Origin of the sequence: Micromonospora sp. NPDC051196 (assembly GCF_040682415.1) — a bacterium.
Taxonomy (GTDB): Bacteria; Actinomycetota; Actinomycetes; order Mycobacteriales; family Micromonosporaceae; genus Micromonospora.
In genome coordinates this window covers 1-17,965 of the sequence record NZ_JBFBAY010000011.1, presented here as the reverse complement: position 1 = coordinate 17,965, position 17,965 = coordinate 1, and the positions used below count along the sequence as shown (strand labels likewise).

Below are 17,965 nucleotides of genomic sequence, written 5' to 3'. Positions count from 1 at the left end.
CAGCCTCCGCCCGCCTGCGAACCCACCAGCACCTGGGTCAGATGAGGTGCAGTTCGCGGGCGCGGCGGACGGCGTCCCGGCGGCGGGTGGCGTCGAGCTTGCGGTAGATGTTGCGTACGTGCGTCTTGACCGTGTTCACCGACACCGACAGTTCGGCCGCGATCTCCACGTTGGACAGGATGCTCTGCAGATAGCGCAGGATGGTCAACTCCCGCTCGGTCAGCGGCTCGTCCAGCGGCGCCGCCGACGTTCCGGAGAGGGCCGGTTCCGCGGGCACGTCCACGGCCCGGACCAACTCGCTGACCATCGGCCAGTGCGCCGTACCGGTGTCGAGGTGGGCGGTGAGCAGGTGCCGCAGGCCCGGCTCGGCTCGGGTGAACGGCCGGCGGTAACCGTCGTCAGCGGCGAGGTCGAGCGCCTGTTCCAGGGTGCGCCCGGCGCGGCGCTCGTCGCCGTCACGCGCGGCGAGCACCGCGTCGAGCAGCGCGGCGTCGAGGCGTACCGCCGGCGGCCAGTCGGTTGCCGGCCCGGCTGCCCAGTCCGGTAGCAGGCGCGCGGCGGCGTGCAGGTCGCCGGCCCGCAGTTCCACCCGGGCCGCCGCGACCGCCAGCACGGCGGCCGGGAAAGTCAGGCCGGCGGCGGCCGGGGAGGTGAACCGCGTCATACCGGCAGCGGCCAGCTCGCGGGCGGTGGACAGGTCCCCTCGGGCCCCGTGCAGATCCACGTCGGCGGCGAGCAGCCAGGCCGCCAGCGGGCCGGCTCGCTCCGACCAGCACTCACGAGCCTCCACCAGCAGGCGGTGCGCCTCGACGAGGTCCCCCTCGTCCTGGCGCAGATTCGAGCGGCACCAGGCCGCCAGCGCGCCGGCCAGCGGATCACCGCCGGCCGGCGCGGCCAACGCCAGGTTCGCCGCCGCCTCCGCCGGCTGGTGCCGGTGCAGCGCCACCAGCCCCAGCGCCAGGTACGCGTACCCGCAGTCCAGCTGCGCCGACCAGCCCTGACAGGGGGGCAGTGCGAGGGCCGCCCGCGCTGCCCCCTCGGCCACCCGCAGCTGACCCCGCAGTGCCGCCAGCACCGCCCAGCGGCTGGCGCAGACCAACTCGGGGCGGAGTCGACCGGACACCCGGGCGGCGGTCAACGAGGCGGCGAACCCGTCCGCCGCCTCGGTCAGTTCCCCGGCGTCGAGCGCCAGCCGGGCCAGCTCGGTGCCGGCCACCGCCCGTACGTCGGCGTCGTCACTCGCGTCGCCGCGAGGCGCCCCAGCGGCGGCCCGGTCCTGGACACCGGCCACCGCACCTGCGGCGACGTCCGACGCGGTCGCGGTGGCGAGCAACCGGACGGCGGCAGCGCGTACCGTCGCGGGGTCGCCGGCCAACCGGGCCAGGGTGAGCTCCACAGCGATGAGCAGCCGACCGAATCGGGCCTGGCGTGGCTCGGGCAGCGCGCGGCCGTGCTCGGCGGCCAGCCGCAGCTGCGCCTCGGCCGCTTCCCGGTCGCCGTGCAGGGCACGGTCGACGGCGCAGGCCAACGCGAGTTCCGGATTCTGCGCCACCGTCTCCGGCGGGGGTGCCGCAGGCGGCGGGCCGACCCGGTCGATTCGACCGTCCGGCGCGAGTTCCGGCCACCGGGTGACGAACAGGTCGACAGCGCTCACCCAGTCTTCGGCGGCCAACGCGTGCCGCAGCGCGTCAGCCGGTCGACGGTTGCCGGAATACCAGCCCGCCGCGCGCAGGTGCAGGTCACGCAGCTCGTCGGTGGGCAGGCGACCCACCTCGCGTCGCAGCAGGTCGGCGAGGAGCGGATGGCAGCGGTACCACGCCGGGCGGCCGCCGTCGTGGTGCAGCAATCCGGCGTCCTCGGCGAGACCGCTGAGCCGCCCCTCGACGGTCGGGTCGCCGGTCAGCGCGCCGGCAAGCCCGGCGCAGACGGTGTCCGCGACGGCGGCCCGGCGCAGCAGCTCGCGGTCCGGCGGCGCCAGCCCGGCGAGCACCTCCTCGCGCAGGTAGCCGGCGATCTCCGGCTGGTCGGCACCGAACTGCTCGATCCAGCGCTCCGGATCCGGTTGATTGCGCAGCGCCAGCGCGGCGATCCGCAGCGCCGCCGCCCACCCCTCGGTCCGCTGCCGCAGCCGGCGCACGGCGGCCACCGGCACCGCCACCCCGTGCGCGGTCAGCAGGTCGGCGATCTCGTCGCCGGTGAAGGCCAGTTCGTCCGGGCCGATCTCGGTCAGCTCACCGGCCAGCCGTAGTCGCTGTATCGCCAGCGGCGGACCGGAGCGTCCGGCCACCACCAGGCGCAGCCGCTGTTCCGTGTGGCGCAGCAGGAACTCCAACCCGGTGACCGCCGCCGGGTCGGTGACGCGGTGCAGGTCGTCCAGGACCAGCACCACCGGCCGCTCCCGGGCGGCCAGCGCGGCGGCGAGCACCTCGAGTTCGTCGGGTCCCGGCGGCCGGTCAGGTATCGGCGTCGCCGCCGGATCCGCCGCCACGTCGACGATCGAGCGCAGTGCCGCCGCGAGGTACGTCCAGAGCCGGTCCGCGTCGTCACCGGCCTCGACCGAGACCCAGGCCGGTGCCGGGCCGCCGCTCTGCGTCACCACCGCCCGCCACGAGGCGAGCAGCGTCGTCTTTCCCCAGCCCGCCGGCGCCCGGAGCAGGGTGACCGGCCGGGCCACGGCATCGTCCAGCAGCCGGGCCAGCCGGGGCCGCAGCACCACCGGCTCGGGCAGCACGGCGGGTGACAGGCGGGACGCCAGCAGGGGCGGGCCGCCCGGCGTACGGGCCGACACGGCGGCCCGGAGAGCGCTGCGGTCATCCGGCATCCGGCCCACCCCCACGGACGCGATCCCCTCCCTGAGGTCCTGCGGCCGGCGGTTACCCGACCCCGGGCGGTTCACCCCTTCTGGAGGAGCCCGGTTCACCCGGATCGCGGCGACGGTGGAGGTCGCGCCGAGTACGGGAGGCACGGGTGGGACGGGTGGGAACGGCGTTCGCGGTGGCCGGCGTCCTCGGCGCAGCCACGCTCCGGGCCGCACGCACCGCCCTCGCCCGCCGGCTGACCGGGCGTCCCGGTCCCGACCGGTGGTGGACGCAACCGTGGCAGGTGGTCGCCATCGCCCGCCCGCCCGACGAGGTGCTGCCGGCGGGGATCTGGCCGGAGCCGCTGCGCCGGCTCGACGGCGCCATCCAGGTCGAGCTGCGACGCCCGCCCGGTGGTCGGCACACCGAGTTGGCCGCCCGGCCGGTCTCCGACCCCGCCCCTACCGGGCTGGCCGCACACCTGATCGGTGACGACCCGCAGCTCGCCGTCCGCCACGCGTTGTGGCAGGCCAAGCAGCTCGCCGAGACCGGCGAACTGCCGCCGACCGGTGCCGCGGGGTGAGTGGCGCTCCGGCGGTACCGAGCGGCGGCGCGTGCGGGCTGGCATCATCGCGGGATGGCGACGGAGCGGGCGTACGACATCGTGTTGTTCGGGGCGACCGGCTTCACCGGCGGACTCACCGCCGAATATCTCGCCCGGCACGCGCCACCCGGGCTGCGCTGGGCGATCGCCGGGCGCAATCCCGACAAGCTGGCCACGGTCCGCGACCGGCTGGCCGCGATCGACGCAGGCCAGGCCACCCTGCCGCTGCTCACCGCCGACGTCACCGATCCGGCGTCGCTGCGGGCGGTGGCCGATGCCGCGCGGGTCGTGGCGAGCACCGTCGGGCCGTACGTCCAGCACGGGGAACCGCTGGTGGCCGCCTGCGCCGCCGCCGGCACCGACTACCTCGACATCACCGGTGAGCCGGAGTTCGTCGACCTGATGTACGTGCGCCATCACGCCGAGGCGGTGCGCACCGGCGCGCGGCTGGTGCACACCTGTGGCTTCGACTCGATCCCGCACGACCTCGGCGTCTGGTTCACGATCAAGCACCTGCCGGCCGACGTGCCGATCACCGTGGACGGCTACGTGCGGGCCGGTGGCCGCATCTCCGCCGGCACCTACCACTCCGCGTTGACCGCCTTCTCGCGTACCGCTGAGACCTCCCGGGCGGCCCGCGAGCGCCGCGCCGTCGAGCCACGCCCGACCGACCGCCGGGTGCGGGCCGTGCCCGGCAAGCTGGCCCGCTCGCGCGACCTGCCGGTCTGGGCGATGCCGCTGCCGACCATCGACCCGCAGGTGGTACGCCGAACGGCCGCGGCCCGCCCGGAGTACGGGCCGGACTTCCGCTACCGGCACTTCGCCGCGGTCCGACGGTTGCCGACGGTGCTGGTCGCCGGTGCCGGTCTGGGCGCGCTGGCCGCGCTGGTGAAGTTGCCGCCGACCCGGCGTTGGCTGCTCGGCCGGCTCACCTCCGGCCAGGGACCGAACGCCGAGCAGCGGGCGAAGTCGTGGTTCCGGGTCCGGTTCGTCGGCTGCGGCGGCGACCGGCGGGTGGTCACCGAGGTGGCCGGCGGTGATCCCGGCTACGACGAGACCGCCAAGATGCTCGCCGAGTCGGCGCTCTGCCTGGCCCTGGACGACCTGCCGGCCACCGCCGGGCAGGTCACCCCGGTCACTGCGATGGGCGACGCCCTGCTGCACCGCCTGACCGCCGCCAACCTCACCTTCCAGGTGTTGGAGGAAGGAAGGGCCCCTTGTTAACGCCTGCGGTAGAGCAGGGGCCCCCGCTTAACACCCCGACAGCGGCTTGACCCTCAAGCAGGTCGAGGGGGCAGGATCTCGGCGTGGACAGTGACCTGCGCAGCATCGGCGAGCTGGCCCGGGCCAGCGGACTGACGGTGAGCGCCCTGCGGTTCTACGACGCCGCCGGGGTGCTGGTGCCCGCCTGGGTCGACCCGGTGACCGGCTACCGCAGGTACACCGACGATCAGGTGGCACCGGCGCGGCTGGTCGCCGGGCTACGTCGGGTCGGCATGCCGGTGGCCGAGATCGCCAAGGCGGTACGCGCCGAACCGGCGGTGGTGCACCGGCTGCTGGACACGCACGTACGCCGGCTGGAGGAGGGGTTGGCCGACGCCCGTCGCGAGGTGTCCCGGATCCGGTCGCTGCTGGCGGCGGACCAGCCCGCCACGGTCACCCGACTCACCCTGACCGGCGCTGCGCTGGCCGCCGCCATGGATGCCGTACGGTTCGCCGTCGGCACCGACCCCACGGTGCCGGCGTTGACCGGTGTGCTGTTCGACGTGACCGACACGGGGCTGGAGCTGGTGGCGACCGACCGGCATCGGCTGGCGGTGGCGACGGCCGAGGCGGTGGTGCACGGCCCGGCGGTGCGCGCCCTGCTGCCGCTGGACGCGGTGGACGGTCTACGCCAACTGCTCACCGACCCGACCCGGACCGGGGTCGAGCTGACCGTGTCCGGCTCGTCACTGGTCGCCGACGTGGCCGGGCACGAGCTGCGGGCCACCGCGCTGCCGGACGACTTCCCGAACTACCACGCGCTGCTGCCGCGATCCGGCACCGCCAGGCCGACCCGGCGGGTGCCGGTCGACGCCGAGTGGCTGGTGACCGCGCTGCGGGCGGGTGGGCCGACGGTCGTCCGGGAGTACGCCGGCCGGTCGTGGCCGGTGACCGTGCTGGGCCTGGGTACGCCGGACCGGCTTCGCCTGCTCGGCCCGGACGACCTGACCGACCTCGACGACCTGGCCGACACCGAACTTCGGGTCGGGGTCAACGGTGAGTACCTGCTCGACGCGCTGGGCGCGGCGGGTGGCCGGCACCTGACACTGGAACTGGACAGCCCTCTCGCACCGCTGACCATCCGGCGCCCGGACGACGAGGGTGCCTTCTCCATCCTGATGCCGATCCGGTTGTGAGCTGGCGCCCCGCCGGTACGCAAGACGGACGGCGGGTGCGGGAGACAGGACGGTCCGTGCCCGGCGGTAGCATCACCGGGTCAGCCTGACCTGAAGGTACGGAGCAGCATGCTCGACATGGAGTTGATCCGAAAGGATCGCGAAGCGGTGGCGACCGCGCTGGCGAAGCGGCTCGATGCCGCCGAGGTCGACCGGGCGCTGGACGAGATCCAGCACCTCGACCGGGAGCGCCGCCGGCTGATCACCGACATCGACGGGGAGCGGCAGCGCCGCAAGGCCGAGGCCCGGGCGTACGCACAGGCCAAGCGGGCCGGTGTCGAGCCGGAGGTGACCGACGAGGCCGGCCGCAAGCAGGTCGCCGAGTTGGAGGCCGAACTCGACGAGGTGCAGTCGCGGCTGCGTACCGTGATGAGCGAGCTGCCCAACCTGCCCGCCGACGACGTGCTTCCCGGCGGCAAGGAAGCCAACCGGGTGGTGAAGACCTTCGGTGCCCCGCCGACGATCGAGAAGATCCGCGACCACGTCGAGCTGAGCCGGTCGTTGGGTCTGGTCGACCACGAGCGTGGTGTCAAGCTGGGCGGCTCGGGCTTCTGGATGTACACCGGGCTGGGCGCCCGGCTGGAATGGGCGCTGATCAACTGGTTGATCGAGCGGAACATCGAGGCCGGTTACGAGTTCCTGCTCCCGCCGCACCTGCTGCTGGACACCGCCGGTTTCGCCGCCGGGCAGTTCCCCAAGTTCTACGACGACGTCTACCACCTGGACAGGCAGTCCGCCCCGCGCGGGCAGTTCCTGCTGCCCACCGCCGAGACGGCGATCCTCGGGGCGTACCAGGACGAGATCCTGGACACCGCGAAGCTGCCGCTGCGGGTGTTCGCGTACACCCCCTGCTACCGCCGCGAGGCGGCCGGGTCGCACTCGGACGAGCGGGGGACGGTCCGCGGCCACCAGTTCAACAAGGTGGAGATCTTCCAGTTCACCCTGCCCGAGCAGGCCGACGCCGCGCTGGAGCAGATGGTCACCCACGCGGAGAGCCTGGTCGAAGGGCTGGGGCTGCACTACCAGCGCAGCCTGCTGGCCGCCGGTGACTCCAGCGCCTCGATGCGCAAGACCCTCGACATCGAGGTGTGGATGCCGAGCACCGGCAAGTACAAGGAGGTCTCGTCGGTCTCCTGGGGCGGTGACTACCAGGCGCGCCGGGCGGCTATCCGCTACCGGGAGCCGGGCGGCAAGCAGACCCGCTTCGTGCACACCCTCAACGGCTCGGCGCTGGCGACCAGCCGGCTCTACCCGGCCATCCTGGAGCAGTTCCAGCAGCCCGACGGCTCAGTCCTGGTCCCCGAAGTCCTCCGCCCCCGCCTAGGCACCGACCGCCTAACCCCCCACTGACCCACCCCCACCCCCTCCCTCTCCCCCACCCCCACCCCCACCCCCACCCCGCCCCACCCCACCCCGCGCCGTCGCCGTCGACCTCTGCGTCGATCTTGCACTTGTGGTCGCTGAAACGTCCGCATTCGTCACCTTTGTCGGGACGGAAAGTGCAAGATCGCCGGGGTGGGGCGGCGGCGGGTGAGGAGGGTGAGGGGTATGAGGGTGGCCAGGAGGGCGGCGAGCAGCGCCGGGCCGGCCGCCTCGACGGTGGTGGCTAGGCGACGCTGGATGTCGGCCGCCGCCGTGATCACCGGGTCGGTGAGGGCGTCTCGGTGGCCGGCGAACAGGCGGGCCTCGTACCAGCCGTACCAGGCGACATAGCCGCCGGCGAGCAGCAGCACCAGGCCGCTGAGCCGGGGCACCCAGGCGCCGGCGCCGCGTAGCCGGGCCACCACTTCCCCGCGCAGCAGCGCCACGCCCAGGGCGGCGACCGCCACCACCAGCCCCATCCCGAGGGCGTACGCGCCGAACAGCGCCAGCCCGCGCGGCAGCGTACCGGCCCGCAGGCTGGTCACCACGATCGCCAGGAACGGTGCGATGGCGCAGCCCAGTGAGGCTGTCGCGTACGCCATGCCGAACAGCACCATCGACGGCAGCGAGCGGGTCAGTCGGGGCGCTCGGGCCAGCGGGCGCACGGTGGGCAGTCGCCGGCCCGCGAGCAGCCAGCCGGCTAGCACCACCAGCAGCAGCCCCAGCCCGACGGTGAACCAGGGCAGTCGGGGGCGCAGCCAGCCGGCGAGCGGAGCCAGCGCCAGGCCGAAGGCGCCGAACACCACGACATACCCGAGGGTGAGCGCGGCGGCGGCGGTGAGCGCCCGCCGTACCGCGCCACGGGTGTCGGTGGCTCCGGCGACCAACAGCGACAGGTACGCCGGCAGCATCGCGAAGCCGCACGGGTTGACCGCGCCGAGCATCCCCGCGGTCAACGCGAGCAGCAGCGTGGCCTCCATCAGGCACCTCTCCGCCACGGCGGCGAGGGCCGCTGGGCCGCTGGCATCAGGCGGCCAGTGCGGTGACCCGGCGGGTGAGGTCCTCCCCGTCCAGCCAACCCTGGTGGATCACCCGGCCGTCCCGGTCGAGGATCACGAAGGTGCTCTGCTCGGCGACCTTGAAGCGCCGCCAGAGCACACCGTCACGGTCGTCGAGTTGCGGCACCGGTGCCAGTTCGAATTCGGTGACGAAGTCGGCCATCGCCTGGTGTTCGCCGAGCCCGGCAACGCCGATGATCGGCACGGTGTCCCGGAATCCCGGCGCGATCTCGGCCACTGTCCACGCCTGGCTGGCGCAGGCGGCGCACCACGGCGCCCAGAACCAGAGCACGACTGGGCGACCGGCCAGGCCGGCGGCGTCGAACGCCGTACCGTCGAGGGTCCTGCCGGTGAACCGGAGGGTGTCCGGTACGGACACCGGACCGGTGGGTGCGGCCCCCGGGGACGCGGCGCCGCCCGCCGGAGTCGCCGCGCCGCCCGCCGGGGTCGAGGCGGGCGGGGCGCCGGTCGGCGCGACCGCCTCGGCACCGCATCCGGCCCCGGCCAGTACGACAGCCAGCAGGGTGGCGGTGAGTCGTCCCGTCGTTCGTGCCGTCCCCATCCGCGTCTCCTTCGTCGGGTCACGTGGCGGGCCGGACCGGTCCGCCGAGGGTCGGGGCCGCTGCCGGGCAGGGCGGCCGGAGCAGTCCGTCAGGCCTTGGTCAGCCGCAGCGCCAACTCCGGGCAGACCTTGACCGCCTTCGACGCACCCTCACGCAGCCAGGTCGGCACCGGGGTGGGCGGGAAGGCGGGGTATCCGTTCTGGTCGAGCCGGATGAAGTCCGGCACCACGTGCGCACAGAGGCCGTGACCGTCGCATCGGGACCAGTCCAGGACGAGCTTGCGCGGATCCGGGTCGGGCGCACCGGGCAGGCCCATCACGCCCTTGACCCGTCGACCGCAGCCCTCACCGGTGGTGTGTTTCTTCAGGTCGTCGGCGAAGACCTCCATCGCCGACAGCGCGAACCGGGACGTACCGTCGGGATGGCTGCACGCGCCCCGTCCCTTGACGTCGCCGGCCGCGGCCCGGACGACCTCCACCGGCGCGCTGCCGGAGACCGCCAGGTCGACGGCGCGGGCCAGGTCCGGCAACCCTCGCTTGCACGGGCCGCACTGCCCGGCGGACTCACCGGCCAGGTAACGCACGACCTGGGCGGCCTCGCCGAGCGGGCAGGTGTCGTTGGCGAGCGGGACGATGATGCCGGCGCCGAGGGTGCCGCCGACCGCGGCGAGCCCCTTGCGGGAGACCTCGGCCTTGTTCGCCGCCTCCCAGGTGATCCACTTGCCGTGGTAGCCGCCCATCAGGATGCCCGGCCCCTCGGGCACCTCGCAGAGTTCGAGGATCTCCCGGAGCGGGGTGCCGGCGGCGCACTCGACCACCGCGTGACGTTTGGCCGCGCCGGTGATGCTGAGCAGCACGGTGCCGGGCTCGTCGTCGGTGCCGAGCGCCGCGTACTCGTACGGGCCGAGCCGGGCGGCGATCGCCAGCTGGGAGTACGTCTCGGCGTTGGACAGCAGGGTGGGCAGGTTGTTGACGCCCGAGTCGCTGGACCGCTTCTTCGTACCGGGCGGGATGTGCGGCAGGCCGTTGATCCCGTTGACCAGCGCACCACCCTCGCCGCTGATGAAGCGGTGCGGCACCGTGACCACACTGGTCGGTACCGGCATCCGGCGCTCCTCCAACGCCTCCATCAGGGAGTCCCGGCCGATCAGGTCGTCGGCCACGCAGAGCACGATCTCCTCGGCGTCGAGCGCGAACGCGGCCAGGGCGGCTCCGTCGAGGATCAGGTGCGGCGCCCGGGTCAGGATGACCTTGTCCTTCCAGCTGGCCGGCTCGCCCTCGGTGGCGTTGACCACCACCACCGGCGGCAGGTCCTGACGTTCACAGGACTCCAACACCGCACGCAGCTTCTTGGCGAACGGGAAGCCGGCGCCGCCCTTGCCCTTGAGCTGGATGCCCTCGGCCAGCCGCAGCAGGTGGGACGGCTCCATCGGGCTGATCGGGCCGTGCACCATCTCGTGCGCCCGCAGGTCGAGGCGGCCGAATTCGGCGAATCCGGCGGTGATCCGTGGCTCGCCGATGCAGGCGACCGGTGGAACGGTGGTGCGCGTCGTCATTTGGCTTCACCTCGCAGGCCGGCCCAGTAGGCCCCGTCGACGGAATCCGGGTCGGCCCGGCGGCGACGCCGGTTGTCTCCGGCCGCCCGACGGGCCCGCCGGGCAGCCAGGTCGACCAGGGTCGGGGTGTCGTCGTCGGCGGCGACGTCCTCCGGGGCGTACCGCGCCGGGGGCCGCCAGTAGTCGGTCTCCGCCTCCGGTCCGTCGTCGTCGGCGCTGTGCCGTCCGCCACCGCTGCGCGGCGCCGCGGAGATCGGCGAGCCCGAGATCGGTGAACCGGAGATCGGCGAGCCCGAGACGGGTGAACCGGAGATGGGTGAACCGGAGATCGGCGCGGTGGACTCCCACCGGCGAGGGCTGTCCCAGGGCTCCTCCGGCTCGTCGACGACCCGTCCGGGCGGAGCCGAGTAGCGGGTGCCCGCGTCCAGGTCGGACCGCGACCGCCGCGACCGGCCGTACGCCTCGTCGTCGCGGCGACGCCGGCCGCCCGGCTCACGGTCGTAGTCCTCGACCGACTCCTCGTCGCGGCGGCGGGTCGAGCGGCGGACCACCGGCTCGTAGTCCTCTTCCCGCCGGGCGGTCCGGCGCCGACTCGGCTCCTCGTCCCGTCGGGAACGACGCGGTGCCGGCTCCAGATCGTCGTCGACCCGGGCCCGACGCGGTGCGGGTTCGACGTCGTCGTCGAGCCGGGCCCGGCGCGGTTCCAGCTCCTCGTCGCGGCGCGAGCCGCGCCGCCCGACCGGCTCCTCGTCGCGGCGACGGCGGGTCACCGGTTCGAGCAACTCGGTCTCCCGACGCACCGCGCGCTCCAACTCCTCCTCGTCGCGCCACGACGTACGCCGGACGACCGGCTCCAACTCCTCGTCGCGGCGCTCGCGGCCGGGGCGGACCGGCTCACGCAGCGTGCCCGGCTCCGGAACGACCGGCACGGTGAACCGCTCCGGGTCGTTGCGCCGGATGGTCGGGCTGGCCCAGGTACCGGAGGTGCTCTCCGCCCAACTGGTGTCGCGGCGGCTCCGCTCGCCCTCACCGGCGCGCTTGGTCAGGTTGCCGAGCAGGGTCTTCGTCCGGGTCTCGTCACTGCCCTTGCCGGTCATCGCCTCGTTGAGGGCGGCGGCCTGGTGACGCTCGCGGCTGCGGCGCTGAAGGGTGACCGAGAGACGGACCAGCAGCGCCATCACGACCAGCACCACGCAGAGCCCGTAGCTCAGACTGACCCAGGTGGCCGGCGGCCGACCGGCGCCGAGGCCGTGGAAGATGCCGAACGGCCAGGAGAGGTACGCCAGGGAGTGCAGCGCCCGCCACGCCCACTTCGGGCCGATGTCGGCGAACCGGGCCCGGATGATCCCGGTCCACAGCACACTCACCATGAGCAGCGCGGCGATGGTACCGAGCCCGACATAGAGGCCCCGCCCACCGACGAACGGCACGGCCATGTCGGTCACTCCGGCCCGACCGGTGGTGATCTTGGTGATCACGTGGAAGACCAGGCCCGCCACGCCGAGGATGCCGGTGGCCCGGTGCGCGGACTGCAACAGGACCCGGTGCCGGATGAGCAACACCAGCCGGTCGGTGGAGAGCAGGCCCATCATCACCGTGAGGCTCAGCGCGACCAGGGCGATCACGCCGGCGAAGAACTCGGTGAAGAAGAACCCCATCGCGTACGCCTTCTGGCCGGCGCCGGTGAGCATCACCAGCGCCCACGCCGCGGCGAGCCCGGACGCGGACAGCGCCAGGATCTGGCCGCGGGAGGCCACCCGGATCCCTCTACTGCTGCTGCTGGTACGGACGGCAGGCGGCGTCTCGTTCTGCGTAGCCCGGGCCATGTGCTCCTCGATCGTCTCGCGGCGGCGTACCACCGGCCGACCCTGTTCCCCACTCCAGTACGCAGTCGGATGCCGGACGGATCAGCCCACGCCGAAAAAATCTCCACGAGTTGTCGAACCGTCCCCGCATCTCGCGCGTGTAGACCCGACTCGGGCACTGACGCAGATCCATACGTTGACAGTCCGTGAAATCAGATTGTAACCTTGCTGAAATTTTTCAGCATCGATGCAAGATTCAGGCATCACCCACTCCCCCACCCCCGGCCCCAGGAGCTTCCGATGCACCGACGTCGACTCCGTACGGCGATCGTGGCCCTCGGCGCGATCGCCACCCTGCTCGCCCCCACTGTCGTGACGGCACCGCCGGCCGTCGCCGCCCCGGCCGGCGGCAAGAAGGTCATCGCCAACCTGTTCGAGTGGAACTGGCCCTCGGTGGCCAGCGAGTGCACCAGCACCCTCGGCCCGAAGGGCTACGGCTACGTCCAGGTCTCGCCCCCGCAGGAACACGTACGCGGCAACCAGTGGTGGGTGGCGTACCAGCCGGTCAGCTACCGGATCGAATCCCGCAAGGGCACCCGCGATCAGTTCCGGTCCATGGTCGCCACCTGCCGAGCGGCCGGCGTCAAGGTGATCGTCGACGCCGTCGTCAACCACATGTCCGGACAGACGAACGGCGGCACCGGCTGGGCCGGATCGTCGTACCAGCACCACGTCTACCCCGGCATCTACCAGGCGCAGGACTTCAACTACTGCGGCCGCAACGGCAACAACGACATCGTCAACTACAACGACCGGTACGAGGTGCAGAACTGCGAGCTGGTCAACCTCGCCGACCTGAAGACGGGCTCGGACTACGTCCGCTCGCGCCTGGCCGCGTACCTCAACGACCTGCTGTCGCTCGGCGTGGACGGCTTCCGGCTGGACGCCAGCAAGCACATGCCGGCCGCCGACATCGCCAACATCCTCAGCCGACTGAACCGCCGCCCGTACATCGTGCAGGAGGTCATCTACGGTGCCGGCGAGCCCATCCGGCCCGAGGAGTACACCGGCAACGGCGACGTGCACGAGTTCCGCTACGGCAAGGACCTGGCCCGGGTCTTCCGCTCCGAACGGTTGGCGTACCTGCGCAACTTCGGTGAGGGTTGGGGGCACCTGCCCAGCGGCGTCTCGTCGGTGTTCGTCGACAACCACGACACCCAACGCGACGACGGCGGCGTGCTCACCTACCGCGACCGGGGAATCTACGCCCTGGCGAACGCCTTCATGCTGGCCTGGCCGTACGGCTCGCCGACGGTGATGTCGAGCTACACCTACAGCAGCCGCGACGCGGGCCCGCCCTCGGACGGCAACAACAAGACACTCAACACGGTCTGCTACTCCGGCTGGGAGTGCGAGCACCGCTGGCCGGTCATCGCGAACATGGTCGGCTTCCGCAACGCCACCGAGGGCACCGGCGTCAGCAACTGGTACGACAACGGCTACCAGCACATCGCGTTCAGCCGTACCGGCAAGGGCTTCATCACCATCAACGACGAGGACTTCGCCGTCAACGGTCGCTCCTACTACACCGGCCTGCCCGCCGGCCGCTACTGCGACGTCATCCACGGCACCTTCTCGAACGGCACCTGCTCCGGCCCGGTCATCACCGTCGACGCCAACGGCTGGTTCAGCGCCAACGTCCCCGCCCACGACGCCCTGGCCATCCACCTCTCCGCCCGCCTCCCCTAGCCCCTCCTCCCCCTCACCCACCCCACCGCTCGGTTGATCAAGAAGTTTGCGTCGGGAATCGCTCGGATCTCGACGCAAACTTCTTGATCAACCCCGTTTGCAGGGAGGTGGTGGTGAGGTTTGGGGGTTTTGGGGTGAGTAGGATGGTTAGGGTTGGTTGTGGGTTATGGGCGTTTTGGGAGAGGGTGGCGGAGGGCCGTCGCGGCAGTGGGCGTTGCGGTGCTGCTGGGCGGGTCGGCGTACGTCGGCTGGGCACTGACCCCCTCGGCGGGGCCGGCGACCGTGGCCCGGCCGACCGACCAGCCGCCGGCCCCGAGGACGTCGGTGCCGACACCGACGGACACCTCCGCCGAGACCGTCGCGCCAGCTCCGGATCACCTGCCGGAGATCGACTACGACCCCGCGCCGGCCGGATTCCCCGACGATCCGGACACCCTGGACACCACGCCGCTCACCGAGGGCGTACGCCCGCAGCGCCGCCTCGCCGCCTACGACGCACCCGGCGGCCGCCCGATCGCCTTCCTCATGCCCACCATCAGCGGGTTGGACCTGACCGTCCCCGTCGCCCGCCGCGAGGCCGGCTGGACGGCGGTACTGCTGCCCTCGGCCAACCGCAAGCTGGCCTGGCTGCCACCCGGCGGCTTCCGCACGGTCGAGCTGCGCGACCAGATCATCGTGGAGCGGGTGCCGTACCGGCTCACCTGGTACCGCGACGGTGTCGCCAAGCGCAGTTGGCGGGTCAGCCTGGGCCGGCGCGGCCAGGAGACGCCGCTCGGTCGCACCTTCGTGCTGGGTCGCACGCCACCGCCCGAGTCGGTCTACGGTGGCGTCGACATCTACGCCCTCGGCTCGATACCCGACGACCCGGAGTCCGTACCGGCCAGCCTGCGCGGCGCCCACATCGGCATCCACACCTGGTACCACGACGGGGAACTGGGTCAGCAGACCACCAACGGCTGCATCCGGCTGACCCGCTCCGGCCAGCGGCTGCTGCTGGACGAGGTCCCCCCGGGCAGCCCGGTGGTGGTCGTCGACACGCTACCCACCGCGCCCCCGACCGCCTGACCTCGGCCGCCGCCGCCCAGCGCCGACGGCTTCCGCTTTGGGCAGTCGTGGTCGTGGCCCTCGACGGGGTTCTCCGGGCTCACGCAGCGCCCGGAAGGCGGAGATGAGGTTCACCGCGTTCGTCGTCCGATCCGGGTTCTTCACCGTCCAGCAGTAGGCGAACAACAGCAACAACACGGTGCCGGCGGCCAGCAGCAGCGGATCCCGTACCAGGGCGACGACGGCGCCGAGTTCGCGTGACAGCGTCAGGATCATGGAACCAGCCGCCGAGGTGACGGACGACGCAGCTCGGAGCGCAGCTCGAAGACCCGGTTGAACTGCCTGAGCACATAGAACAGTTGTGCTCCGTACCACCGCTTCATCTCGACGAGCCCATACAACTCCGCGCGGAACTCCTCGCCGTAGCGGGCACGCTGGTCCGGCGGAAGAACGCGGACGATCAGATCCACCAACCGGAGGGCCTGGCGTCCCGGTTGCAGTGCGATGCCGGCCTGCACCTCCTCGGCACCACCCGGCTCGGAGTCCTCGGTCAGGTCTCCGGCGAGATCGCGGTCGAGGTGCAGGTTGATGCCGAGACCGGCGTCCGACTCCTGCCACCCGGTGAGGCTGACATGCAGCCGGTCGGCTCGGCCGTGGGCAAGGTGGAGGTTGCGTATCAGGCAGTTGGCTCGTGCCCGATGGTCCTGCTGACTCCAGACCGCGCCCTCGACGAGGAGGAGCATCCCTTCACGTTCCCGGGCCAGCGTCTCGACGAGGCTGCCCACTCGCCGGTGAGTCCGGATCCCGACGCGTTGCTGATGGGGGCCTCGCATGTCGGCGACGATCACGGCACCCTCCCGCGGCAACCGGGCCAACGCCGACGCCATCGGTTGGGCCTCGGGGATGCGCGAAGCCAGGTCATCCGCCAGAAACGAGAGGACCTCGAGGTCGCCGGTGAGATCCAGCGCCATTCCGTAGACCGTATGACTCATCCGACGCCGCCCGGGAACGCCAGATCGCGGCCGCGGAACCGGCGCGCCTCGACGGCGGCCAGCGCGCTGCGTGCCTGCTGCGCGCCATCGCGGCTCAGACGGTAGTAACGCCTCCTCGGCCGTCCGGCAGAACGCGGATCGATGTTCTCCCAGTGCGATTCGAGCCAGCCCACCTTCTCCAGGCGGGCGAGGATCGGATGGATGGTGCCACTGGCGAGTCCGGCCTCGGCGCAGATCTCCAGGCCATATTTCTCGTCAGCGGGTCTGTCCAGAAGGACCTGCAACACCCGTTGGGTGGCCAGCGTCATCCGCACTTCCGATGGTGGCATGCTCGAAATCTACCTAGCTAAGTGTATCTCTAGCTAGCCCTAGGATGGCTCAGCGTGAATCCGTACCGGAAGGTCGCGGTGGCTTCGACGCCAAGCGCCGCAGACAGCATGCACCGGGGTACGGCATGGCGGTGGGTGCTCCTGGCGGGTGTCGGCCTGGGCCTGTGCGCCTCCGTCGGCGACGAACTGCCGGGCATCGCCGGCGTGATCGCTCGCGGCGGCAGGACTGGCCGTCCTCCTCGCGTGCCGCCGAGCGGCCGAGTCGTGGCTCGTCTTCGTCGCCACAGCCCTGGCAGCGTGTGGGGCGGGGGCACTGCTCTGGCACCATATCGGATCGATAATCATCGCCAACTGATCGGACCGGTCAACCCGCACGATCGGTGACGCTCGCCCCGGGCATGGGATCAGTTCCCCTGGGTATCACCGAGGCATGAGGGCGAGTTTCGGGCTCGGTCGGATCGCGGGCGTACCAGTCGGCGTGAACTGGAGTGTCCTGGTCATCTTCGCGCTGATCTGGTGGGGGCTGTCGGCGAACCTGTTCCCGGCGTCGTACCCGGGTCGCTCGGTCGTCGCGTACGTCTTCGCGGGTCTGGCTGCGGCGGTGGTCTTCTTTCTGGGCCTGCTCGCGCACGAGGTGTCCCACGCGGTGGTGGCCAAGCGCAACGGGCTGGGCGTGCAGGGGATCACGCTGTGGCTGTTCGGCGGGGTCGCCGAACTGCGCGGCGAGGCCCGTACGCCCGGTGCGGAACTGCGGATCGCCGGCGTCGGGCCGCTGGTCAGCCTGATCATCGGGGCGTTCTTCGGGGTGATCGCGATGGCCCTCGGGGCGGCCGGGGTGCACGGGCTGCTGCTGGGCATGATGGCCTGGCTCGCCGGCATCAACCTGCTGCTGGCCCTGTTCAACATCCTGCCGGCAGCGCCGCTGGACGGCGGACGGCTGCTGCGCGCGGCGGTGTGGAAGGCCACCGGGGACCGGACCCGGGCGTCGGTGGTGGCGGCCCGGGCGGGTTGGGTGCTCGGCGTGGTGCTTATCGGGCTGGGGCTGTGGCGGTTCCTCAGCGGGGCCGGTTTCGGCGGGCTCTGGTTGGCGCTGATCGGCTGGTTCCTGATCGGCGCGGCCAGCATGGAGGAACGGCAGGCACGGATGGGCAGTGCGCTGCGTGGCGTACGGGTAGGCGAGGTGATGACCCCGCAGCCGCAGACCGCCTCGGGTGAGCTGACCGTGGCCGACTTCGTCGACAACTACCTGTTCGCGTACCGGCACACGGCGCTGCCGTTGACCGAGGACGGGCGGCCGGTCGGTCTGGTCACCCTCGACCGGGTCCGCGACGTGCCGAGCGACCAGCGCAGCAGCACCACGCTGGAGTCGGTCGCCTGCCGGGCCGGCGACCTGGTGCTCGCCTCCCCCGACGAGCAGCTCACCGACCTGCTGCCCCGCCTCAGCGAGTGCGCCGACGGCCGAGCCCTGGTAGTCGCCGACGGCAACCTGGTCGGCATCGTCTCCCCCAGCGACATCAGCCGCGCCGTCCAACGCGGCCACCTGCGCGAACAGGTCACGACCGGCCACTAGCCGCGTCGACGCTTCTATAGGTGGGCCGGTTCCGGGAGGAGTTGGTGTCGGTAGGGTTCGACGTCGGTGAGCTACGAGTGACTCATGCAAGATCTGGC

At 72.3% G+C, this 17,965-nt stretch carries 15 protein-coding genes; 7 read left to right on the top strand and 8 right to left on the bottom strand.

Annotated features, from left to right (window positions below; genetic code table 11):
* Positions 1 to 37: 37 nt before the first annotated feature.
* Positions 38 to 2,821, bottom strand: a complete 2,784-nt coding sequence (locus AB0M35_RS20810) for a LuxR C-terminal-related transcriptional regulator (protein ID WP_363747208.1) — start codon at positions 2,819 to 2,821, stop codon at positions 38 to 40.
* Between the two features lie 233 nt (positions 2,822 to 3,054).
* Between AB0M35_RS20810 and AB0M35_RS20805 the strand changes: the two genes are divergently transcribed.
* The 4 genes from AB0M35_RS20805 to serS all read left to right on the top strand — a co-directional run bounded on the left by AB0M35_RS20805 (position 3,055) and on the right by serS (position 7,190).
* Positions 3,055 to 3,381 (top strand): hypothetical protein, encoded by a 327-nt coding sequence (locus AB0M35_RS20805; RefSeq protein ID WP_363747356.1) that lies wholly within the window; start codon positions 3,055 to 3,057, stop codon positions 3,379 to 3,381.
* Positions 3,382 to 3,435: 54 nt separating this feature from the next.
* Complete coding sequence (locus AB0M35_RS20800; protein WP_363747207.1) at positions 3,436 to 4,626, top strand: saccharopine dehydrogenase NADP-binding domain-containing protein; 1,191 nt, start codon at positions 3,436 to 3,438, stop codon at positions 4,624 to 4,626.
* A gap of 95 nt (positions 4,627 to 4,721) precedes the next feature.
* Entirely contained in the window at positions 4,722 to 5,801 is a 1,080-nt protein-coding gene (locus tag AB0M35_RS20795; RefSeq protein ID WP_363747355.1) for a MerR family transcriptional regulator, read from the top strand.
* Positions 5,802 to 5,909: 108 nt separating this feature from the next.
* Positions 5,910 to 7,190: a serine--tRNA ligase gene (gene serS, locus AB0M35_RS20790; protein WP_363747206.1), complete on the top strand. Its 1,281-nt coding sequence runs from the start codon at positions 5,910 to 5,912 to the stop codon at positions 7,188 to 7,190.
* Between the two features lie 128 nt (positions 7,191 to 7,318).
* On the opposite strand, the gene AB0M35_RS20785 is transcribed toward serS, so the two are convergent.
* The 4 genes from AB0M35_RS20785 to AB0M35_RS20770 all read right to left on the bottom strand — a co-directional run bounded on the left by AB0M35_RS20785 (position 7,319) and on the right by AB0M35_RS20770 (position 12,237).
* Positions 7,319 to 8,182, bottom strand: a complete 864-nt coding sequence (locus AB0M35_RS20785; protein ID WP_363747205.1) for a cytochrome c biogenesis protein CcdA — start codon at positions 8,180 to 8,182, stop codon at positions 7,319 to 7,321.
* Between the two features lie 46 nt (positions 8,183 to 8,228).
* A complete protein-coding gene (locus tag AB0M35_RS20780) occupies positions 8,229 to 8,822 on the bottom strand; it encodes a redoxin domain-containing protein (RefSeq protein WP_363747204.1) in 594 nt (197 codons plus the stop codon).
* An 89-nt stretch (positions 8,823 to 8,911) separates the two neighbouring features.
* Positions 8,912 to 10,378: an NADH-ubiquinone oxidoreductase-F iron-sulfur binding region domain-containing protein gene (locus tag AB0M35_RS20775; protein WP_363747203.1), complete on the bottom strand. Its 1,467-nt coding sequence runs from the start codon at positions 10,376 to 10,378 to the stop codon at positions 8,912 to 8,914.
* The gene (locus AB0M35_RS20770) at positions 10,375 to 12,237 is read right to left on the bottom strand and encodes a hypothetical protein (protein ID WP_363747202.1); all 1,863 of its coding nucleotides are present in this window, start codon (positions 12,235 to 12,237) and stop codon (positions 10,375 to 10,377) included. The genes AB0M35_RS20775 and AB0M35_RS20770 overlap by 4 nt, the downstream gene beginning before the upstream one ends.
* 246 nt (positions 12,238 to 12,483) lie before the next feature.
* Here AB0M35_RS20770 and AB0M35_RS20765 point away from each other — a divergent pair, with 246 nt between their 5' ends.
* On the top strand, positions 12,484 to 13,932 hold the full coding sequence (locus tag AB0M35_RS20765) for an alpha-amylase family protein (protein ID WP_363747201.1): 1,449 nt from the start codon (positions 12,484 to 12,486) through the stop codon (positions 13,930 to 13,932).
* A 207-nt stretch (positions 13,933 to 14,139) separates the two neighbouring features.
* On the top strand, positions 14,140 to 14,997 hold the full coding sequence (locus AB0M35_RS20760; protein ID WP_363747200.1) for a L,D-transpeptidase family protein: 858 nt from the start codon (positions 14,140 to 14,142) through the stop codon (positions 14,995 to 14,997).
* Here the strand turns inward: AB0M35_RS20760 and AB0M35_RS20755 are convergent.
* From AB0M35_RS20755 to AB0M35_RS20745, 3 genes are read right to left on the bottom strand one after another with little or no spacing between them, the layout of a single operon-like run.
* Positions 14,971 to 15,252, bottom strand: coding sequence for a hypothetical protein (locus tag AB0M35_RS20755; RefSeq protein WP_363747199.1), 282 nt, complete (start codon positions 15,250 to 15,252; stop codon positions 14,971 to 14,973). The genes AB0M35_RS20760 and AB0M35_RS20755 overlap by 27 nt on opposite strands.
* Entirely contained in the window at positions 15,249 to 15,947 is a 699-nt protein-coding gene (locus AB0M35_RS20750; protein WP_363747198.1) for a hypothetical protein, read from the bottom strand. Before AB0M35_RS20750 ends, AB0M35_RS20755 begins: the two co-directional genes overlap by 4 nt.
* 17 nt (positions 15,948 to 15,964) lie before the next feature.
* A complete protein-coding gene (locus tag AB0M35_RS20745) occupies positions 15,965 to 16,276 on the bottom strand; it encodes a helix-turn-helix transcriptional regulator (RefSeq protein ID WP_363747197.1) in 312 nt (103 codons plus the stop codon).
* Between the two features lie 451 nt (positions 16,277 to 16,727).
* Here AB0M35_RS20745 and AB0M35_RS20740 point away from each other — a divergent pair, with 451 nt between their 5' ends.
* Positions 16,728 to 17,867: a site-2 protease family protein gene (locus AB0M35_RS20740; protein ID WP_363747196.1), complete on the top strand. Its 1,140-nt coding sequence runs from the start codon at positions 16,728 to 16,730 to the stop codon at positions 17,865 to 17,867.
* The last annotated feature ends 98 nt before the right edge of the window (positions 17,868 to 17,965 follow it).

Coding starts and splice junctions, on each gene's coding strand:
- AB0M35_RS20745 (WP_363747197.1), bottom strand. CDS start 16,276: ATGACGCTGGCCACCCAACGGGTGTTGCAGGTCCTTCTGGACAGACCC.
- AB0M35_RS20780 (WP_363747204.1), bottom strand. CDS start 8,822: ATGGGGACGGCACGAACGACGGGACGACTCACCGCCACCCTGCTGGCT.
- AB0M35_RS20785 (WP_363747205.1), bottom strand. CDS start 8,182: ATGGAGGCCACGCTGCTGCTCGCGTTGACCGCGGGGATGCTCGGCGCG.
- AB0M35_RS20800 (WP_363747207.1), top strand. CDS start 3,436: ATGGCGACGGAGCGGGCGTACGACATCGTGTTGTTCGGGGCGACCGGC.
- AB0M35_RS20810 (WP_363747208.1), bottom strand. CDS start 2,821: ATGCCGGATGACCGCAGCGCTCTCCGGGCCGCCGTGTCGGCCCGTACG.
- AB0M35_RS20775 (WP_363747203.1), bottom strand. CDS start 10,378: ATGACGACGCGCACCACCGTTCCACCGGTCGCCTGCATCGGCGAGCCA.
- AB0M35_RS20765 (WP_363747201.1), top strand. CDS start 12,484: ATGCACCGACGTCGACTCCGTACGGCGATCGTGGCCCTCGGCGCGATC.
- AB0M35_RS20740 (WP_363747196.1), top strand. CDS start 16,728: ATGAGGGCGAGTTTCGGGCTCGGTCGGATCGCGGGCGTACCAGTCGGC.
- AB0M35_RS20755 (WP_363747199.1), bottom strand. CDS start 15,252: ATGATCCTGACGCTGTCACGCGAACTCGGCGCCGTCGTCGCCCTGGTA.
- AB0M35_RS20750 (WP_363747198.1), bottom strand. CDS start 15,947: ATGGCGCTGGATCTCACCGGCGACCTCGAGGTCCTCTCGTTTCTGGCG.
- serS (WP_363747206.1), top strand. CDS start 5,910: ATGCTCGACATGGAGTTGATCCGAAAGGATCGCGAAGCGGTGGCGACC.